The organism is Kribbella sp. NPDC048837, from assembly GCF_055586945.1.
The window spans coordinates 72,583-86,851 of sequence record NZ_JBVJHF010000011.1; the positions used below are offsets into that span (position 1 = coordinate 72,583).

A 14,269-nucleotide genomic window follows, 5' to 3' on the forward strand; every position below is an offset into this window, starting at 1 on the left:
CATGCTGAGGTATGCAAAACGACGGTCTCCTGCGACGAGTAGACGCAGTACAGGTGCCGGTACCGAGCCTGGCCGAGGGTCTCGCCTTCTATGTCGAGGCCCTCGGCCACCGCCTCCTCTGGCGGAACGACGCCATCGGCCAAGCCGGCCTGGAACTCCCCGACGGCGACACCGAACTGGTCCTCACCACGACCCGCCCCTACGAACCCAACTGGCTCGTCGACGACGTCCCCGCCGCCCTGACCCACATCACCACCCACGGCGGCACCGTCCTCACGGGCCCGCTCGACATCCCCGTAGGCCGAGCCGCCGTAGTCCAAGACCCCTTCGGCAACCCCTTGGTCCTCGTAGACCTCTCCAAAGGCCTCTACACCACCACCCCCGACGGCACCGTCACCGACGTCCGCCCCACCACATGACGACGCCCGCCCGCGAGGGGCCTACTACTTGTGGGCGGCGAGCATGCGGAGGACTGCGGTGTTGACGAGGATGAGGATCAGGGCGGAGAAGACCAGCAGCGCCACGTCCGCGGGGAGTAGCGCGATGCCCAGTCCGATCGCCAGGACGGGGATCGCCAAGCCGGCGTACGCGATCAGGAAGAGCGCGGCCAGCACCTCACCACGGGAGGACGGATCCGCGAGGGAGGCCGCGGTGGCGACAGCGCCGCGGAAGACCAGACCGACGCCGACGCCAGCTACCACACCGCCGGTGATGAACACCCACAGGCTGGGCAGCAGCCCGCCCAGAGCCACACCGATCAACCCCAAAGACATCGCCCCCAGACCAAGGCGGAGCTGGTGCTGCCGGGTCAACCGTACGAACACAACCTGACTAGCGGCCCCCGCGATGAACACCGCGAAGGTCACCACACCAGCCAGCACCCGCGACGTGTGATGCAACGTGCCGGCCAGGAACGTCGGTGCCAGCGAAGTGAACAGCCCGAAGATCGCGAACGCCGCAAACGCCCCCACAGCCGAGGCAAAGAACAACGGCTTCGCCGACGACGGCAACGCGACCCGCTGCGGCCGATAAGCAGGCCGCTCCTCCAACCGCTCCACCGTCTCCGGCACCAGCGCGATCCCCACCGCGCTGACCAGCAGCAACACCAGGAAGATCTCGTACGGGCGCTCCAGCGGCGACCCGACGTACTGCGCGAGCAGACCACCCACCAACGGACCGAACGCGAGCCCACCCAGGTTCACCGTGCTCGAGATCAACGCGGACCGACTCGGATCCTCAGCGGGACGAGCGACCTGCCGTAGCTCGGACAGGTGCGCCGTGGCCGTCGCCGTCAGCACGCCCACCCCGATCCCGCAGATGAAGCGCGCGATCAACAGGCCCGGCACGTCCTGCCAGAGTAGGAAGACGGCCGCCGACAACGCTTCCGCGAGTACGGCGAGCAGCGCGACCCGCCGCCGGCCGAGCCAGTCGCTGACGTGGCCGGCGAGGTACAGCGACGCCATCACGCCGACCGCGTAGCTCGCGAAGATGACGGTGATGACGTACGTCGGGAACCCGTCGCGGTGCTGGTAGATGGCATAGAGCGGGGTCGGGACGGTGGAGAACGCCATCGTGGTCAGGAAGGCCGCAGCGATCACCCAGAAGCCCGGGCCGTGGGCGAACCGGACACGCGAGGTCGAAATACGCGGGACAGTCAAGCTGGACATGTCTCCAGAGTGGCTCGCCGAATCTATCGAGGGAAACGAAAGTTCTTGCACTCTCTTATCGAGAGTACCGATAATTCAAGCCATGGACAGCCGCCAGCTCGAGTACTTCGTGGCCGTCGCCGAGGAACTCAGCTTCACCCGAGCAGCCCGGCGGCTGTTCACAGTCCAGTCCAGCGTGTCCGCCGCCGTCCGCGCTCTGGAGACAGATCTGAAGACGACGCTCTTCGACCGCTCGACAAGGCGGGTCGCACTGTCCGCGGCCGGCCAGGCTTTGTTGCCTGAGGCAAAGGCTGCACTCGAGGCGCTCGACCGCGCCCGAGCCGCGGTCGAGGAGGCGTCGGCCGGCCTCCGCGGCAACATCCGGATCGGCACGCTCGCACGGCTCAACCTGGTCAATCTGGCCGAGCTGCTCGGGGCGTTCCACCGCACGTACCCACTGGTCGACGTCCAAGTGGCCACCTCCCCGACCGGTTCTAGCGGACTGGCGGACGACGTGCGGCACGGCCGCCTGGACGTCGCGTTCGTCGGCCTGGGCCGCTCGGAGCTCCCCGGATTCGAGGTCCGCGAGGTCGCCACCGTGCCATTCGTCGTACTGCTGCCGTCGTCCCACCCGCTCGCCGGTGAGCCGGCGGTCCGCCTCGAAGAGCTCACCGGGGAACGCTTCGTCGACATGCCGCGCGGGTTCGGCAACCGCAGCACGGTCGACCGGGCCTTCGAGTACGCCGGCGTCCCACGACGGGTCCAGGTCGAAGTGCCCGAGCTCACCACGATCCCCGAGTACGTCCGCGTCGGCCTCGGGGTGGCCGTCGTACCCGAACTGGAGCCGGCCAACGCGCCCGGCGTGGTCGAGAAGCCCATCGCCGGCACCGAGCTGACCTGGACGCTGTCCGTGGTCACGACGGGCGGCCGGCAATCGAGCAGAGCGGTGACCGCCCTGCTCGATCTCCTCACCGACTCGATCCGGACGGACGGGCCGTACTTCTAGGCGACCCAGAGCTGCCAGTCGTCCAGCTCGTTGAAGCGCCGCAGCGCCGCGACACCGCTGAGCCAGCCGAGCCATGCGCCGTACGGCGGGTTGCCCTCGTCGAACCCACTCATCACGAAGGTCAGTCGGGTCTTCCCGCCGGACTCGGCCAGCTCCCAGGAGCTGATCCCGGCGGGCCCCCAGTCCATCGCCATCTTGCGGCCCTCGACCAGGTCGACGATCTCCACGCCCGGTCCGGCGTCGAAGCCGCCCATCGCGAACCGGCCGCCCTTGCGCAGATCGATGTCGACCGGGTAGCCGAACCACGCGGACGCCTTCGCCGGCTCGGTCAGCGCCGAGTACACCTGGGCGATCGGCGCGTCGATCAGGGCCTCGCCCTCGAAGGTCGACGAGGTGAAGTCCGGGCGCGTGGTGAGCTCACGGCCCTCTAGGTGGTCGACGAGGTTGGCGAGCGCCAGCGACCAGAAGGTCTGCAGCACGCCGCGGATGTTCGCCCCGCTGATCGCGTCGGCGAAGTCGAAGTGGCTCTGCTCGAGCTTGATGACCGTGGAGTCGTCGCCCTCGGCGGTCAAGGTGATCTCGGTGGTGGTGTCCTCGCCGCCGAGGAACCAGGCCAGCTTCAGCGTCTGGCCGTCGTACGCCAGAACTCGCTGGTGTGGCGCGTCGCCCTCGGGGATATGGCGGCCCCAGAACTCGAACGTGCCGGGCAGATCGACGGTCGAATGCTCGCCGAGCCAGAGGTTGAGCGCCTTGGGATCGGTCAGTGCCTGCCGGGCGTCGTCGATGCCGACCCGGGCGCGGACTTGGAGGATGAGCGGTTCAGTCATGGTCTTGGTCTCCCTTGGGGTAGCACGCCACGGCCAGCTTGAAGGCGTCGCCCTCGGCACCGCCGTAGCGCTCGAAGAGGTCCTGCAGCGTGCTGCGCAGATCCTGGAAAAACTCCTGCCGCCGGTCCGGTGGGACCCGGATCTCACCGGACACCCCGATGGACGGCAGCTCCGGAGCTGTCCGGTCCAGCGCGACGATGTCGGTCTGGACCTCTTCCATCAGGTCCAGCAGGTAGCCGAGGCTCAGCTCGTCGCGGGCCCGGCGGAGGCCGCCGATCCGGCCGACGAGCCGGGGTGACAGCCAGTACGAACGCGCCGTCGCCTGGTAGATGCCCTCGTGGACACCGCGCACCTTGCGCTCGTCCACCTGCGTCACCAGACCCGCCTCGACGAGGCGCTTGACGTGGTAGTAGACGCGCTGCGGTGTCTGCCCGAGCTGCTCGGCCACCTCACCACAGGTGTGCGGCTCGGCGAGCCGGCGCAGCACCTCGATCCGCTGCGGCTTGAACAGTGCCTCGGCCTGCTCGAGCTGCTCCAGGTGCATCACGTCTCTCATCACACAAAAAAGTTTGTACGTAAAAAAGATCCTTGTCAATGGAGTGGTTTACATCACCCGGGAATGTAAATCCGGTCCCGCTCGTTGTAAGGACTGCCTTGGTGATGCATCACCGAGGCAGACACCCAGACCCTGGGGGCCTTTGCTACGGATCGTCCGGCACGTTCCTGCCGGCGGAGGAAAGGAAGCGCGACATGGCAACTGTCTCGTTCAAGGGAGCCACCCGGGTCTACCCGGGCACCGACATCGCCGCGGTGGACAAGCTCGATCTCGACATCTCCGACGGCGAGTTCATGGTGCTCGTCGGGCCGTCGGGTTCCGGCAAGTCGACGGCGCTGCGGATGCTGGCCGGCCTCGAAGAGGTGAACGAGGGGTCCATCTACATCGGCGACCGCGACGTGACCAACAGCCCGCCGAAGGAACGCGACATCGCGATGGTGTTCCAGAACTACGCGCTCTACCCGCATATGTCGGTCGCCGACAACATGGGCTTCGCGCTCAAGATGCAGGGCATCCACAAGGACGACCGGGCCAAGCGTGTGCTGGAGGCCGCGAAGCTGCTCGGTCTCGAGGAGTACCTCGACCGCAAGCCGAAGGCGCTGTCCGGTGGTCAGCGTCAGCGCGTCGCCATGGGCCGGGCCATCGTCCGCAACCCGCAGGTCTTCCTGATGGACGAGCCGCTGTCGAACCTCGACGCCAAGCTCCGGGTCCAGACCCGCACCCAGATCGCCGAGCTCCAGCACCGGCTGGGCGTCACCACCGTCTACGTCACCCACGACCAGGTCGAGGCCATGACGATGGGCGACCGGGTCGCCGTCCTCAAGGACGGTCTGCTGCAGCAGGTCGACACTCCCCTGAACCTCTACGACCGGCCGAAGAACAAGTTCGTGGCCGGCTTCATCGGCTCGCCCGCGATGAACCTGATCGAGGCCGAGATCACCGACGGCGGCGCGAAGATCGGCGACTACGTCGTACCGATCGAGCGGAGCCTGCTGGCCAAGGCCGGCGACGACAAGACCCTGACCCTCGGCATCCGGCCGGAGGCATTCCACCTCGCCGACGAGGGTCTGCCGGTGAAGGTCGCGGTGATCGAGGAGCTCGGCTCGGACGCGTTCCTGTACGGCACGGCCGAGCACACCGACGAGAAGCAGCAGATCATCGCCCGCATCGGCACCCGCCTGCACAACGACAAGGGCACTCTCGTCCACCTCGCACCAGACGCGGACAAGCTGCACCTCTTCTCCACCTCCACCGAGGAGCGGCTGACCGCTTGATTACTGTTGCCGGATGCAAACGTGGGATGCGGATGCACCTGGCGTGATGGCTCTGCCGTCGGGTCGCCTCGTGCGCGGACGTGGTCTGCGCAACGGCCCGGCGGCAGAGCCATTTCCTACGTACGGCGTCTACCTCCTGGGTAAGCCGCCGCCGGCCGTCGACTGGGAGTCGCACTGGCTGCGTTGGCCCGACTTCCGGCTGCCGGCCGATCGCGACGAGGCTCGCTCGGTGTTCGTCGACGCGTTGGAGCGCGCGGGCTCCGAACGAGTCGAGTTCGCGTGCGGTGGCGGGCGCGGTCGCACCGGGACGGCGCTTGCGTGCCTCGCCGTTCTCGACGGGATCCCCGCCGCGGACGCCGTCGACTACGTACGGCGGAACTACGACCAGCACGCCGTGGAGACCTTCGGGCAGAAGCGCTTCGTACGGCGCTTTACCCGGTAAACCTTTTGACCCGGGCAGGGGTTCTCGCGTTGGCTCGGACCTGTGACGATCGAGCGCACGAATCCCGCCGGACTCCACGCGACACCCGGCTATCACCATGTGACGAAAGTTCAGGCCGACACCCTCATCTACCTGGCCGGTCAGTGCCCGCTCCAACCCTCGGGTGATCTGGCCGAGGGCGGGCTCGAAGCCCAGACCGCTCAGGTGATCCGCAACATCCTCACCGCACTCGAGTCCGCCGGCGCCACCCCGGAGAACGTCGTACGGACCGTGATCTACGTCGCCAGTCCGGTCCGCGAGGACCTCTCCGCTGTGTGGACGCAGCTCAACGAGTCGCCGCTCGCCCCGGCCTTCACCTCGGCCAGCACGCTGCTCGGTGTCGCCCAGCTGGGCTTCCCCGGTCAGCTCGTCGAGATCGACGTCACGGCTGCCCTGTGATCGTCCCGGCCGAGGTCGTCGAGTACGACCCGCGCTGGCCGCTGTGGTTCGGCGAGATCCGCGCACGACTCACGCCGTACCTCACCGCACTGCCACACGAGATCGAGCACGTCGGCAGCACCGCCGTACCAGGGCTCGCCGCCAAGCCGATCATCGACGTGGACGTCGTGGTCCCGACTGCGGACCTGGTCCCGGCGGCCATCGCGGCCTTGATCACCGCCGGCTACGGGCCTGAGGGCGACCAGGGGATCCCCGGCCGGGAGGCGTTCGCACTCCCACCGGACGCCGACCGCTACCACCATCTCTATCTGGTTGTCGAAGGCAACAAGCCCCACCGGGACCACGTCCTGCTGCGCGATCACCTGCGGGCGCATCCCGCCGACCGCGAACGGTACGCCGTCCGCAAGCGCGAGCTGGCGCACCTGCTGACGACGGACCGTTCGGCGTATGTCGACGGGAAGTCCGCGCTGGTGGAGGAGCTGATCGCTAGAGCCGGTGATTCGCCACCAGCCGGCGATCCGGGTCGTACCGCCGCCGGAGCTCAGTGAGCCGTCGGTAGTCGCCGGGGTCGAAGGCCTCGGCGAGCTCCTCGTCGGTCAGGACCGCGAAGGTGAAGTTGAGGAAGCGGCCGACGGTCGATCCACGCCACGGCTCGAGGACGGTGCGGTGGAGCTCGGTGACGTCGGCCTTGGTCGGCGTCAGGACGGTGAGTGAGTACGACGCGTCGCGGTGGCCGACCGCATTCGCGATCTGCGGCGCACGACGAAGTGCTCCGCCGAGGTGCCGGATGCCGACCACGCACATCTCCGGCGCCCCCGGTCCGGCGAGCTTCGGCACCGTCGTCAGCGCGTCCGGGTCGAGCTCGCTCAGCAGCACGTTGCTCGATCGGTAGGGGTCCGGCCGGTCCGGCTCGGCGAAGATCTTCTCCGACTCCGCGTACGGCAGCAGGCCGACCGTGTCGAGCACCGGCTGACCGATCGACCGCAGCGGCGCGACCAGGTCCTCGCCGCCGTCGTCGGCGATCGCGATCTGCAGCTGGGCGACGTACTTGCCGCGCAACGGCTCCGGCACCTGCGGGATGTCCGGGATCGGGACCACCGCGACCGCCGACGTCACCTCCTCCGGGACGGTCAGCGTCCACTCGCGCCACACCTCCAGCGCGTCCGGATACTCGGCGAGGTCGTAGCACAGACTGCCGCCGTACAGCGTGGGGACCTCGAACAGGTCGATCTCGATCCCGGTCACCACGCCGAAGTTGCCGCCTCCCCCGCGCACCGCCCAGAAGAGATCCGGGTCGTCCTCGGCGTTCCGGCGTACGCCATCGGAGGTGATCAGCGAGATCCGCCGGACGTGGTCGGCCGCGTAGCCGTACCGTCGGGCCATCAAGCCGAGACCGCCGCCGAGTGTGTAGGAGATCGCTCCGACACCCGGCGAGCTGCCGGACAGCGGCGCCAGCCCGTACGGCGCGGTCGCCTCGATCACGTCCCGCCATGTCGCACCGGCTTCGACCCAGGCCGTCTTGCGGTCCGCGTCGACCCGGACACCGTTGAAGCCGCGGGTCGCGATCAGCACGCCGCCATCGATCCTCTGCGTCAGCCCGTGGCCGGCCGCCTGGACGGCGATCCGCAGGTCGTGGTCGATCGCGTAGCGGACCGCCTCCTCGACCTCCGCCGTACTCGTCGCCGGGAAGATCACGTCCGGCCGATGCGGGTCCCGCCGCTGGAATCCGAGCCGCGCCTCGTCGTACCCGTTGCTCTCCTTCGTCACCATCATGGGACCCACGCTAGAGACCCTTGCGGACACATGTTGTCCTTAAGCATGAGCACCCGGAAGGAGATGCCCGGCCGCCTGCTCCGGCTGCTGTCGCTGCTGCAGAGTCGCCGCGAGTGGTCCGGCCGCGAGCTGGCCGAGCGCCTCGGCGTCACCGAACGGACGGTACGCCGGGACGTCGACCGGCTGCGGTCCCTCGACTACCCGGTGACGGGGACGACCGGCACCGCGGGCGGGTACCGGCTCGGCCCTGGTACGACGCTGCCGCCGTTGCTGCTCGACGACGACGAGGCCGTGGCGGTCGCGCTCGGCCTGGTCGGCACGGCCGGCGGCGGGGTGAGCGGGATCGCGGAGAGCTCGATGCGGGCCCTCGCCAAGCTCGAGCAGGTGTTGCCGGCCCGGCTCCGGCCACAACTGGCCGCCGTGACGTCGGCCACGGAGGCGGTCCCGCGCCCCGGCATCCCGCAGGTGGACCCGGGCGTCCTCGCCGTTCTCGCCCGCTGCTGCCGCAACCACGAGATCGTTGCCTTCGACTACCAAAATCGGCAGGGTACCGCGACCCGCCGCCGGGTGGAGCCGCATCAACTGCTCACGCTGACCTGGCGGTGGTACCTGCTCGCGTTCGACCCGTCGCGTGACGACTGGCGGATCTTCCGGGTCGACCGGATCGACGAGGTGACACCGGTTCTGCACCGCTTCACCCCGCGTGTCCTGCCGGCGCCGGACGCGGCCAGCTATCTGGTCGAGTCCTTCACCGCCGCGCAGTACCGGCACGCGGTGCGGCTCACCGTGCAACTCCCGGCCGAGGTCGTGTCCGGCACCTTCCAAGGTGTTGTCCGCGGCACGGTCGACCCGGCCGGACCGAGCGCCTGCGTGGTCCGCTTCAGCGCGGACACGCCGTCACTGGTGCTGTCCCAGGTCGTCCCGATCGCTGCCCTGGGCGCCGAGTTCACCGTCGACAAGGCGACGCCGGAGGTCGCCGTACTGATCGCCGGGGTGGGCGACCGGCTCAGGCGGTCCTTCGCCGGCGCGGCGGGTTCCGTGGCACCAGGGTCGGATTGACGTTGCTCTCGACGGCGTCGCGGTCGACCACCACGCGCTCGATGTCGTCGCGGTCGGGGACGTCGTACATCACCGGGAGGAGCACCTCCTCGAGGATCGCGCGCAGCGCGCGGGCGCCGGTGCGGCGGAGCAAGGCGAGGTCCGCGATCGCCTCGACCGCGTCGGGCGTGAACTCGAGGTCGACACCGTCGATGCGGAAGAGCTTGCGGTACTGCTTGATCAGGGCGTTGCGCGGCTCGGTGAGGATGCGGACGAGCGCGTCGCGATCGAGCCCCGGGACGGTCGCCACGATCGGCAGCCGGCCGACGAACTCGGGGATCAGGCCGAACTTCACCAGGTCCTCCGGCATGACCTTCGCCGTTTGCCGAGACGTGACGGTCGGGCCGAACCCGACGCTCATCGGGCGGGTGCGGCGGGCGATCAGTTCGTCCAGGCCGTCGAAGGCGCCGCTGACGATGAACAGCACCCGCGTCGTGTCGAGCTGGATGAACTCCTGTTGCGGATGCTTGCGACCACCCTGCGGCGGGACACTCGCCGTCGTCCCTTCGAGGATCTTCAGCAGCGCCTGCTGCACCCCCTCGCCGGAGACGTCACGGGTGATCGACGGGTTCTCGCTCTTGCGGGCGATCTTGTCGATCTCGTCGATGTAGACGATGCCGGTCTCGGCCTTGTGTACGTCGTGGTCGGCGGCCTGGATCAGCTTGAGCAGGATGTTCTCGACGTCCTCGCCGACGTACCCGGCCTCGGTCAGCGCGGTGGCGTCGGCGATCGCGAACGGTACGTCGAGCATCCGGGCCAGCGTCTGGGCCAGGTGGGTCTTGCCGGACCCGGTCGGGCCGATCAGCAGGATGTTCGACTTGCCGAGCTCGAGGTCGCCGTTCTTGGTCCGGTGCCGTTTGTAGTGGTTGTAGACGGCAACGGCCAGCGCCTTCTTCGCGTCGTCCTGGCCGATCACGTAGCCGTCCAGGAACTCGCGGATCTCCCGCGGCTTGGGCAGCCGGCCGGGCAGCTCGTCGCTGAGGTCGGAGAGGTCCTCGTCGGCGATCAGCTCGTTGCACAGCTCGACACAGCCGTCACAGATGCACAGCGGGGTGGGGCCGGCGATCAGCTTGCCGACCTGCTGCTGGCTCTTGCCGCAGAACGTGCACTTCAGCACCTCGGCCGCCATTCCCACCACCTCTCAGATGTTGTGGTCATCCAGATGATAGCAACATCTGAGTGCTATCGTGGGGGCTGTGAGCCGGCTGAGCAGGGCTGAGTTGCAGCTCCGCACCCGGGCGAAGGTGCTGGCCGCCGCCCGGGCGGAATTCGCCGAGCACGGCTACCGCGACACCACCATCGACCGCATCGCCGCCCGCGCCGATCTCACCCGGGGCGCCGTCTACTCCAACTTCCCCGGCAAACGCGCCCTCTACTTCTCGACTCTCCCCTCTGATATCTCTCAACGAGCCACGCCCCGCCAGGTGACTACTCCGGCCGAGGGACTCGCCGCGTTCGCGTTCGCGTGGCTCGACCAACAGCATCCGGGGCCGGAGGTGCTGCCGGAGCTGGCCGACCTCGGCACGCCGTACGGCGGGCTTCTCGGGCTGAACGCCGTACTGCTCGGACTCTCGCTCGACGAGCGGGATCTCGGGCGGATGATCCGGATCTCACGGCTCGCCCTGACACTGCTCGCCGGCGCGAACCAACTGGCACCGGGCTTCGTCCAGCCGCACGCCGTTGCGCGGGCCTGCGCACACCTCGCCGACCTGGATGTTGACGATCCCTGGACCCCGCCGCCCACGACCCCGCCGGTCCGCCCGGCGCACGAGCCTTGGTCTCCGCCATCCGTGATCGACGAGGTGCATCGCCGTACGGCGGATCTCGACGGGGTGATCGTGGTCGTCGGGCTCAACCGCCTCGGCGCCGCGGAGGACGTCGTACGCACGACCGACGGGCCCGTCACCATCGGCTTGGTCTCGAGTGATCCCGACGAGCTCGGTCCGCTGGCGCGCTACACCACCAGCGCCCTTCTTGGTTGCCTGCGGCAATCACTCCCGCGGGTCCAGCTCGTGCACGACGAGGCCGGCGTTCTCGCGTCCGCGCTCGGCTGCGACGTGATCGGCGACGACCTGGAGTTCGCGGCGTCGGTCGCGGACGGGCAGATCGTCGCGCGCGCGGAGGGCTTCGGAGCCGCGCGCGCGATCGCCGTACGACATCCGCGGGAGGTCAGGCGATGATCAGGCCGATGCCGAGCGTCAGTACGCCGAGCGCCAGGGACGCGGCACCGAGCCAGAGGACCCAGAGGAACTGGTTCGGCTGAGTCCGGTCCTTGCCCGCGGACGAGGCGAAGAAGCCGCCGGACATCAGGATCGCCGCGATCGGGATCGCCAGCCGGGCGACCCAGAGCCAGAAGCCGGTGAGGCTCGTCTGGTCGACGTACAGCAGTCCGACCAGGCTGAGGATGACCAGGACGCCGGCGTGCGCGTGGCCGGCGCGGGCGAACGACTTCTGGAATCCCGTCATCGGCACCTGACCACGGACGATCCTGGTCATGAAATAGCCGCCGAACTGGATCGTGACGATGGTCAGCAGGATGACTCCGGCGATGATCCGGGACGCGTCGGTCATGAGTGCACGTACTCCTTGGTGGTCACGGGTTTGGTGGACGACTGCGTCACCCACAGGGCGACGGCGATGTAGAGGATCTGTTCGGGGATGCGCTGCCAGAGCGGCGTCGCATCGCCGCCCGCGAACGGTACGTCGGCGACGGCGGCGTAGATGTTGGCCGGGATCAGCGCGACGAACAACGCGGCCAGGGCGTAACCGGCGTACTTGCGCGTCGCGGTGAGCACGAGACCGGCCGCACCGAGCAACTCGAGGACGCCGGTGAGGTAGACGAGCGCACCCGCGAACGGGAGGAATGGCGGGACCATGCGCACCATGTCGGCATGGTTCGGCATCACGGTCACGCCGGCCGGGACGAAGTGCGCGCTCGCGGTGAGCGGCAGCATCACGGCCATCCCGTGCGCCGCGCTCACCGGCCAGCTCGCGAACCGGCGGACCCCGAGCGCACCGAGCGCCCGGAACACCAGCGTCGCCAGCACCAGTACGAGGGGGATCATCGATCGAACTCCTTCTATGGATAGTTGAGGTATCCGCTTATGGATACTGATACTATCCATCAGGAGCGAGAGGAAGGCAAGCGAGAATGCGAATCGGGGAACTGAGCAAGGTCACCGGGGTCCCGGTGCCGACGATCAAGTACTACCTGCGCGAGGGCCTGCTCCCCGCGGGCGAACTGAGCAGCCCGAACCAGGCGTCGTACGGCGAACCCCACGTCCGCCGGCTCCGCCTGATCCGCGCCCTGGTCGAGCTGGCCCAGGTCCCGGTGGCGCAGGTCAAGGACATCCTCGAGTCACTCGACTCCGACGACGTACCCCTGCACGAACAGATCGGCCGCGCCCACCGCGCGCTCACCCCCACCCGCAAACCGGCCGCCTCCGACGACGCCCGCGCCGCCGCCACCACTCAGGTGACCGACCTCATCACCCGCCGCGGCTGGTCCGTCGAACCCGAAGCCCCCGCCCTGGCCACCCTGATCGAGACCGTCGCCGCCCTCCGCACCCTCGGCCAGGACAACCTCGTCACCTTCCTCGACGCCTACGCCGAAGCCGTCGAACGCTTCACCGAACTCGAAATCGACGCCGTCACCGCCAACCCCACCCGAGACCAACTAGCCGAATCCGTAGTCATCGGCACCATCCTCGGCGAAACCCTCATCTCCTCCCTCCGCCTCCTCGCCCAGGAGTCGATCTCCGCCCACCGCTGGTCCACCTAGGCATCCAGTGCGCAGTGGAACGCAACGCGAGCGACGGCGTCGCGTCTCAAGTCGACGACATCCAGAAGGGATCGGATCGCGTCCCGTTCGGAGGGAAGGGGTTGCTTGTACGTCGTCGCCGCGTGGCGATCCAACCAGGTCAGCAGATCGTGCTCGGCTGATCGGGCCAACTCGTGATCGGCTTGCTGCATGGCCTCCAGGTCTCCGCGCACTCGATCCCAGTCCCCCAGTTCTCGCCGGAGGAGCCAGGCCGCGCGTCGTTGATTCGGCACGTCGGAGTTCGCCGCGGCTGCGACGTCGTCGTACCGGATCGACGGGATGGAGGCCAGGAGCTTCGCGGCCTGCTTGACGACGGCTCGGCTGGGGTCGGCGAGGAGTTCTAGCAGCAGCTGCTTCGGTGGGGTCTCGGTCGGCCACAGTCGCAGTGCTGCGAGTCGGGTCCGCGGGTCGTCGCTCGACAAGGCGGCGTACGCGTCGGCCTCGGACAGGATCTGCCCGGTCTCCCGCAGGCCGGCGAGCACCAGGTCGACGTCGGCATCGCGCGCTTCCCAGCGGGATCGATAGAAGGTGACCGGCTCCTGACCCGCTCGCCGGTAGCGCCAGCGGGCAGCCTCGCGGACGCGCCGGGACCGGTCGAGCATCCGCCGCTCCAGATCGGACCGGTCGTAGAGGTTGTCAGGCACGTACTGAAGGGCGATCAGGCGTCCTTCGACATACCTGGCGTGCAGCAGGTGTGCTTTTGCGGCGACTGGATCCAGGGAGATCCAGTGTTCGGCCAGTCGTCGCCGTGACCACTGGTCGGTCTCGGCGGCCAGGCGCGCCTCCATCTCGCCGGAGTCGAGCAGCCCGCGCGCCATTGCGGCTTCATAGCCGAACCGCCTCACCAGGGTGGCTTCAGCCGCGAGGAGTACGCGCGGATAGTCGGGTCCGGCCGACGCTTCGAGCTGCTCGACGTACGACGTCAGCGCGAGCGGACCGTGCGTACGGCCTTGCAAGCGCAGCAGCACCTCGAGCACCCCAGCGGTCCGGGTCCTGGCCGGCAGGGCGGACAAGGCAAGTCGTCGTACCTGCTCGACGTGATCTACCGATCGCAACGCCAGGAGACGAGCAGCCATCGCGTCCTCGGCCTCCGCCAGCGCCCGCACCGCACGCTCCCGCAGGAACCCATCCGGGTGCATCGACGCAACGCGGTCGGCCAACGGATCCCCCACCGTTGCCCAATCATCCGAGTTTCCCAACGGATTCCCGGACCAGGACACCAACCGGGCGCGCTCATCGAGCCGCACCAGATCCTGCGCCGACACCTCGTCCAACCAGGCCGCCATCGACTCGCGCGCGGCAGCATCCTTCCCCACGCACGCAGCCCGCAGCCGCCCCAACGCGTCATCTGCCTCACAGGGAATGAGCACGCGATCGATCATCCTCGAT

17 protein-coding genes are annotated in these 14,269 nt (G+C 68.6%); 9 read left to right on the top strand and 8 right to left on the bottom strand.

Annotated features, from left to right (window positions below; genetic code table 11):
* Positions 1-11: 11 nt before the first annotated feature.
* Positions 12-419, top strand: a complete 408-nt coding sequence (locus ACZ6O0_RS39395; RefSeq protein ID WP_465770183.1) for a VOC family protein — start codon at positions 12-14, stop codon at positions 417-419.
* Positions 420-443: 24 nt separating this feature from the next.
* Here ACZ6O0_RS39395 and ACZ6O0_RS39400 read toward each other — a convergent pair whose 3' ends face one another.
* Positions 444-1,667: an MFS transporter gene (locus ACZ6O0_RS39400; protein WP_465770184.1), complete on the bottom strand. Its 1,224-nt coding sequence runs from the start codon at positions 1,665-1,667 to the stop codon at positions 444-446.
* An 82-nt stretch (positions 1,668-1,749) separates the two neighbouring features.
* Here ACZ6O0_RS39400 and ACZ6O0_RS39405 point away from each other — a divergent pair, with 82 nt between their 5' ends.
* A complete protein-coding gene (locus ACZ6O0_RS39405) occupies positions 1,750-2,652 on the top strand; it encodes a LysR family transcriptional regulator (protein WP_465770185.1) in 903 nt (300 codons plus the stop codon).
* Here the strand turns inward: ACZ6O0_RS39405 and ACZ6O0_RS39410 are convergent.
* Together ACZ6O0_RS39410 and ACZ6O0_RS39415 are read right to left on the bottom strand one after the other, a co-directional pair.
* Positions 2,649-3,479, bottom strand: coding sequence for an SRPBCC domain-containing protein (locus ACZ6O0_RS39410; RefSeq protein ID WP_465770186.1), 831 nt, complete (start codon positions 3,477-3,479; stop codon positions 2,649-2,651). The two genes, ACZ6O0_RS39405 and ACZ6O0_RS39410, sit on opposite strands and share 4 nt — an antisense overlap.
* Positions 3,472-4,035 (bottom strand): ArsR/SmtB family transcription factor, encoded by a 564-nt coding sequence (locus ACZ6O0_RS39415; protein ID WP_465770317.1) that lies wholly within the window; start codon positions 4,033-4,035, stop codon positions 3,472-3,474. Before ACZ6O0_RS39415 ends, ACZ6O0_RS39410 begins: the two co-directional genes overlap by 8 nt.
* Before the next feature lie 194 nt (positions 4,036-4,229).
* Here ACZ6O0_RS39415 and ACZ6O0_RS39420 point away from each other — a divergent pair, with 194 nt between their 5' ends.
* The 4 genes from ACZ6O0_RS39420 to ACZ6O0_RS39435 are packed head-to-tail and all read left to right on the top strand — an operon-like array spanning position 4,230 to position 6,737.
* A complete protein-coding gene (locus tag ACZ6O0_RS39420; protein WP_465770187.1) occupies positions 4,230-5,309 on the top strand; it encodes an ABC transporter ATP-binding protein in 1,080 nt (359 codons plus the stop codon).
* 13 nt (positions 5,310-5,322) lie between these two features.
* Complete coding sequence (locus ACZ6O0_RS39425; protein WP_465770188.1) at positions 5,323-5,751, top strand: phosphatase domain-containing protein; 429 nt, start codon at positions 5,323-5,325, stop codon at positions 5,749-5,751.
* A gap of 42 nt (positions 5,752-5,793) precedes the next feature.
* Positions 5,794-6,189, top strand: coding sequence for a RidA family protein (locus ACZ6O0_RS39430; RefSeq protein ID WP_465770189.1), 396 nt, complete (start codon positions 5,794-5,796; stop codon positions 6,187-6,189).
* Entirely contained in the window at positions 6,186-6,737 is a 552-nt protein-coding gene (locus ACZ6O0_RS39435; protein WP_465770190.1) for a GrpB family protein, read from the top strand. Before ACZ6O0_RS39430 ends, ACZ6O0_RS39435 begins: the two co-directional genes overlap by 4 nt.
* Here ACZ6O0_RS39435 and ACZ6O0_RS39440 read toward each other — a convergent pair.
* Positions 6,676-7,962 carry an FAD-binding oxidoreductase gene (locus ACZ6O0_RS39440; RefSeq protein ID WP_465770191.1) on the bottom strand — a complete coding sequence of 429 codons (1,287 nt, stop codon included), beginning with the start codon at positions 7,960-7,962 and terminating at the stop codon, positions 6,676-6,678. The two genes, ACZ6O0_RS39435 and ACZ6O0_RS39440, sit on opposite strands and share 62 nt — an antisense overlap.
* A 45-nt stretch (positions 7,963-8,007) precedes the next feature.
* Here ACZ6O0_RS39440 and ACZ6O0_RS39445 point away from each other — a divergent pair, with 45 nt between their 5' ends.
* A complete protein-coding gene (locus ACZ6O0_RS39445) occupies positions 8,008-9,021 on the top strand; it encodes a helix-turn-helix transcriptional regulator (RefSeq protein ID WP_465770192.1) in 1,014 nt (337 codons plus the stop codon).
* Here the strand turns inward: ACZ6O0_RS39445 and clpX are convergent.
* Positions 8,969-10,189 (bottom strand): ATP-dependent Clp protease ATP-binding subunit ClpX, encoded by a 1,221-nt coding sequence (gene clpX, locus ACZ6O0_RS39450; protein WP_465770193.1) that lies wholly within the window; start codon positions 10,187-10,189, stop codon positions 8,969-8,971. The genes ACZ6O0_RS39445 and clpX overlap by 53 nt on opposite strands.
* Before the next feature lie 67 nt (positions 10,190-10,256).
* Here clpX and ACZ6O0_RS39455 point away from each other — a divergent pair, with 67 nt between their 5' ends.
* A complete protein-coding gene (locus ACZ6O0_RS39455) occupies positions 10,257-11,240 on the top strand; it encodes a TetR/AcrR family transcriptional regulator (protein WP_465770194.1) in 984 nt (327 codons plus the stop codon).
* Here the strand turns inward: ACZ6O0_RS39455 and ACZ6O0_RS39460 are convergent.
* Both ACZ6O0_RS39460 and ACZ6O0_RS39465 read right to left on the bottom strand, forming a co-directional pair.
* On the bottom strand, positions 11,230-11,631 hold the full coding sequence (locus ACZ6O0_RS39460; protein ID WP_465770195.1) for a hypothetical protein: 402 nt from the start codon (positions 11,629-11,631) through the stop codon (positions 11,230-11,232). The two genes, ACZ6O0_RS39455 and ACZ6O0_RS39460, sit on opposite strands and share 11 nt — an antisense overlap.
* Positions 11,628-12,125, bottom strand: coding sequence for a DoxX family protein (locus ACZ6O0_RS39465; protein ID WP_465770196.1), 498 nt, complete (start codon positions 12,123-12,125; stop codon positions 11,628-11,630). The genes ACZ6O0_RS39460 and ACZ6O0_RS39465 overlap by 4 nt, the downstream gene beginning before the upstream one ends.
* An 86-nt stretch (positions 12,126-12,211) precedes the next feature.
* On the opposite strand from ACZ6O0_RS39465, the gene ACZ6O0_RS39470 reads away from it, so the two are divergent.
* A complete protein-coding gene (locus ACZ6O0_RS39470) occupies positions 12,212-12,841 on the top strand; it encodes a MerR family transcriptional regulator (protein WP_465770197.1) in 630 nt (209 codons plus the stop codon).
* Here ACZ6O0_RS39470 and ACZ6O0_RS39475 read toward each other — a convergent pair.
* Positions 12,838-14,262, bottom strand: a complete 1,425-nt coding sequence (locus ACZ6O0_RS39475) for a hypothetical protein (RefSeq protein WP_465770198.1) — start codon at positions 14,260-14,262, stop codon at positions 12,838-12,840. The genes ACZ6O0_RS39470 and ACZ6O0_RS39475 overlap by 4 nt on opposite strands.
* Positions 14,263-14,269 lie beyond the last annotated feature (7 nt).

Coding starts and splice junctions, on each gene's coding strand:
- ACZ6O0_RS39395 (WP_465770183.1), top strand. CDS start 12: ATGCAAAACGACGGTCTCCTGCGACGAGTAGACGCAGTACAGGTGCCG.
- ACZ6O0_RS39400 (WP_465770184.1), bottom strand. CDS start 1,667: ATGTCCAGCTTGACTGTCCCGCGTATTTCGACCTCGCGTGTCCGGTTC.
- ACZ6O0_RS39405 (WP_465770185.1), top strand. CDS start 1,750: ATGGACAGCCGCCAGCTCGAGTACTTCGTGGCCGTCGCCGAGGAACTC.
- ACZ6O0_RS39410 (WP_465770186.1), bottom strand. CDS start 3,479: ATGACTGAACCGCTCATCCTCCAAGTCCGCGCCCGGGTCGGCATCGAC.
- ACZ6O0_RS39415 (WP_465770317.1), bottom strand. CDS start 4,035: ATGAGAGACGTGATGCACCTGGAGCAGCTCGAGCAGGCCGAGGCACTG.
- ACZ6O0_RS39420 (WP_465770187.1), top strand. CDS start 4,230: ATGGCAACTGTCTCGTTCAAGGGAGCCACCCGGGTCTACCCGGGCACC.
- ACZ6O0_RS39425 (WP_465770188.1), top strand. CDS start 5,323: ATGCAAACGTGGGATGCGGATGCACCTGGCGTGATGGCTCTGCCGTCG.
- ACZ6O0_RS39440 (WP_465770191.1), bottom strand. CDS start 7,962: ATGATGGTGACGAAGGAGAGCAACGGGTACGACGAGGCGCGGCTCGGA.
- ACZ6O0_RS39445 (WP_465770192.1), top strand. CDS start 8,008: ATGAGCACCCGGAAGGAGATGCCCGGCCGCCTGCTCCGGCTGCTGTCG.
- clpX (WP_465770193.1), bottom strand. CDS start 10,189: ATGGCGGCCGAGGTGCTGAAGTGCACGTTCTGCGGCAAGAGCCAGCAG.
- ACZ6O0_RS39460 (WP_465770195.1), bottom strand. CDS start 11,631: ATGACCGACGCGTCCCGGATCATCGCCGGAGTCATCCTGCTGACCATC.
- ACZ6O0_RS39465 (WP_465770196.1), bottom strand. CDS start 12,125: ATGATCCCCCTCGTACTGGTGCTGGCGACGCTGGTGTTCCGGGCGCTC.
- ACZ6O0_RS39470 (WP_465770197.1), top strand. CDS start 12,212: ATGCGAATCGGGGAACTGAGCAAGGTCACCGGGGTCCCGGTGCCGACG.
- ACZ6O0_RS39475 (WP_465770198.1), bottom strand. CDS start 14,262: ATGATCGATCGCGTGCTCATTCCCTGTGAGGCAGATGACGCGTTGGGG.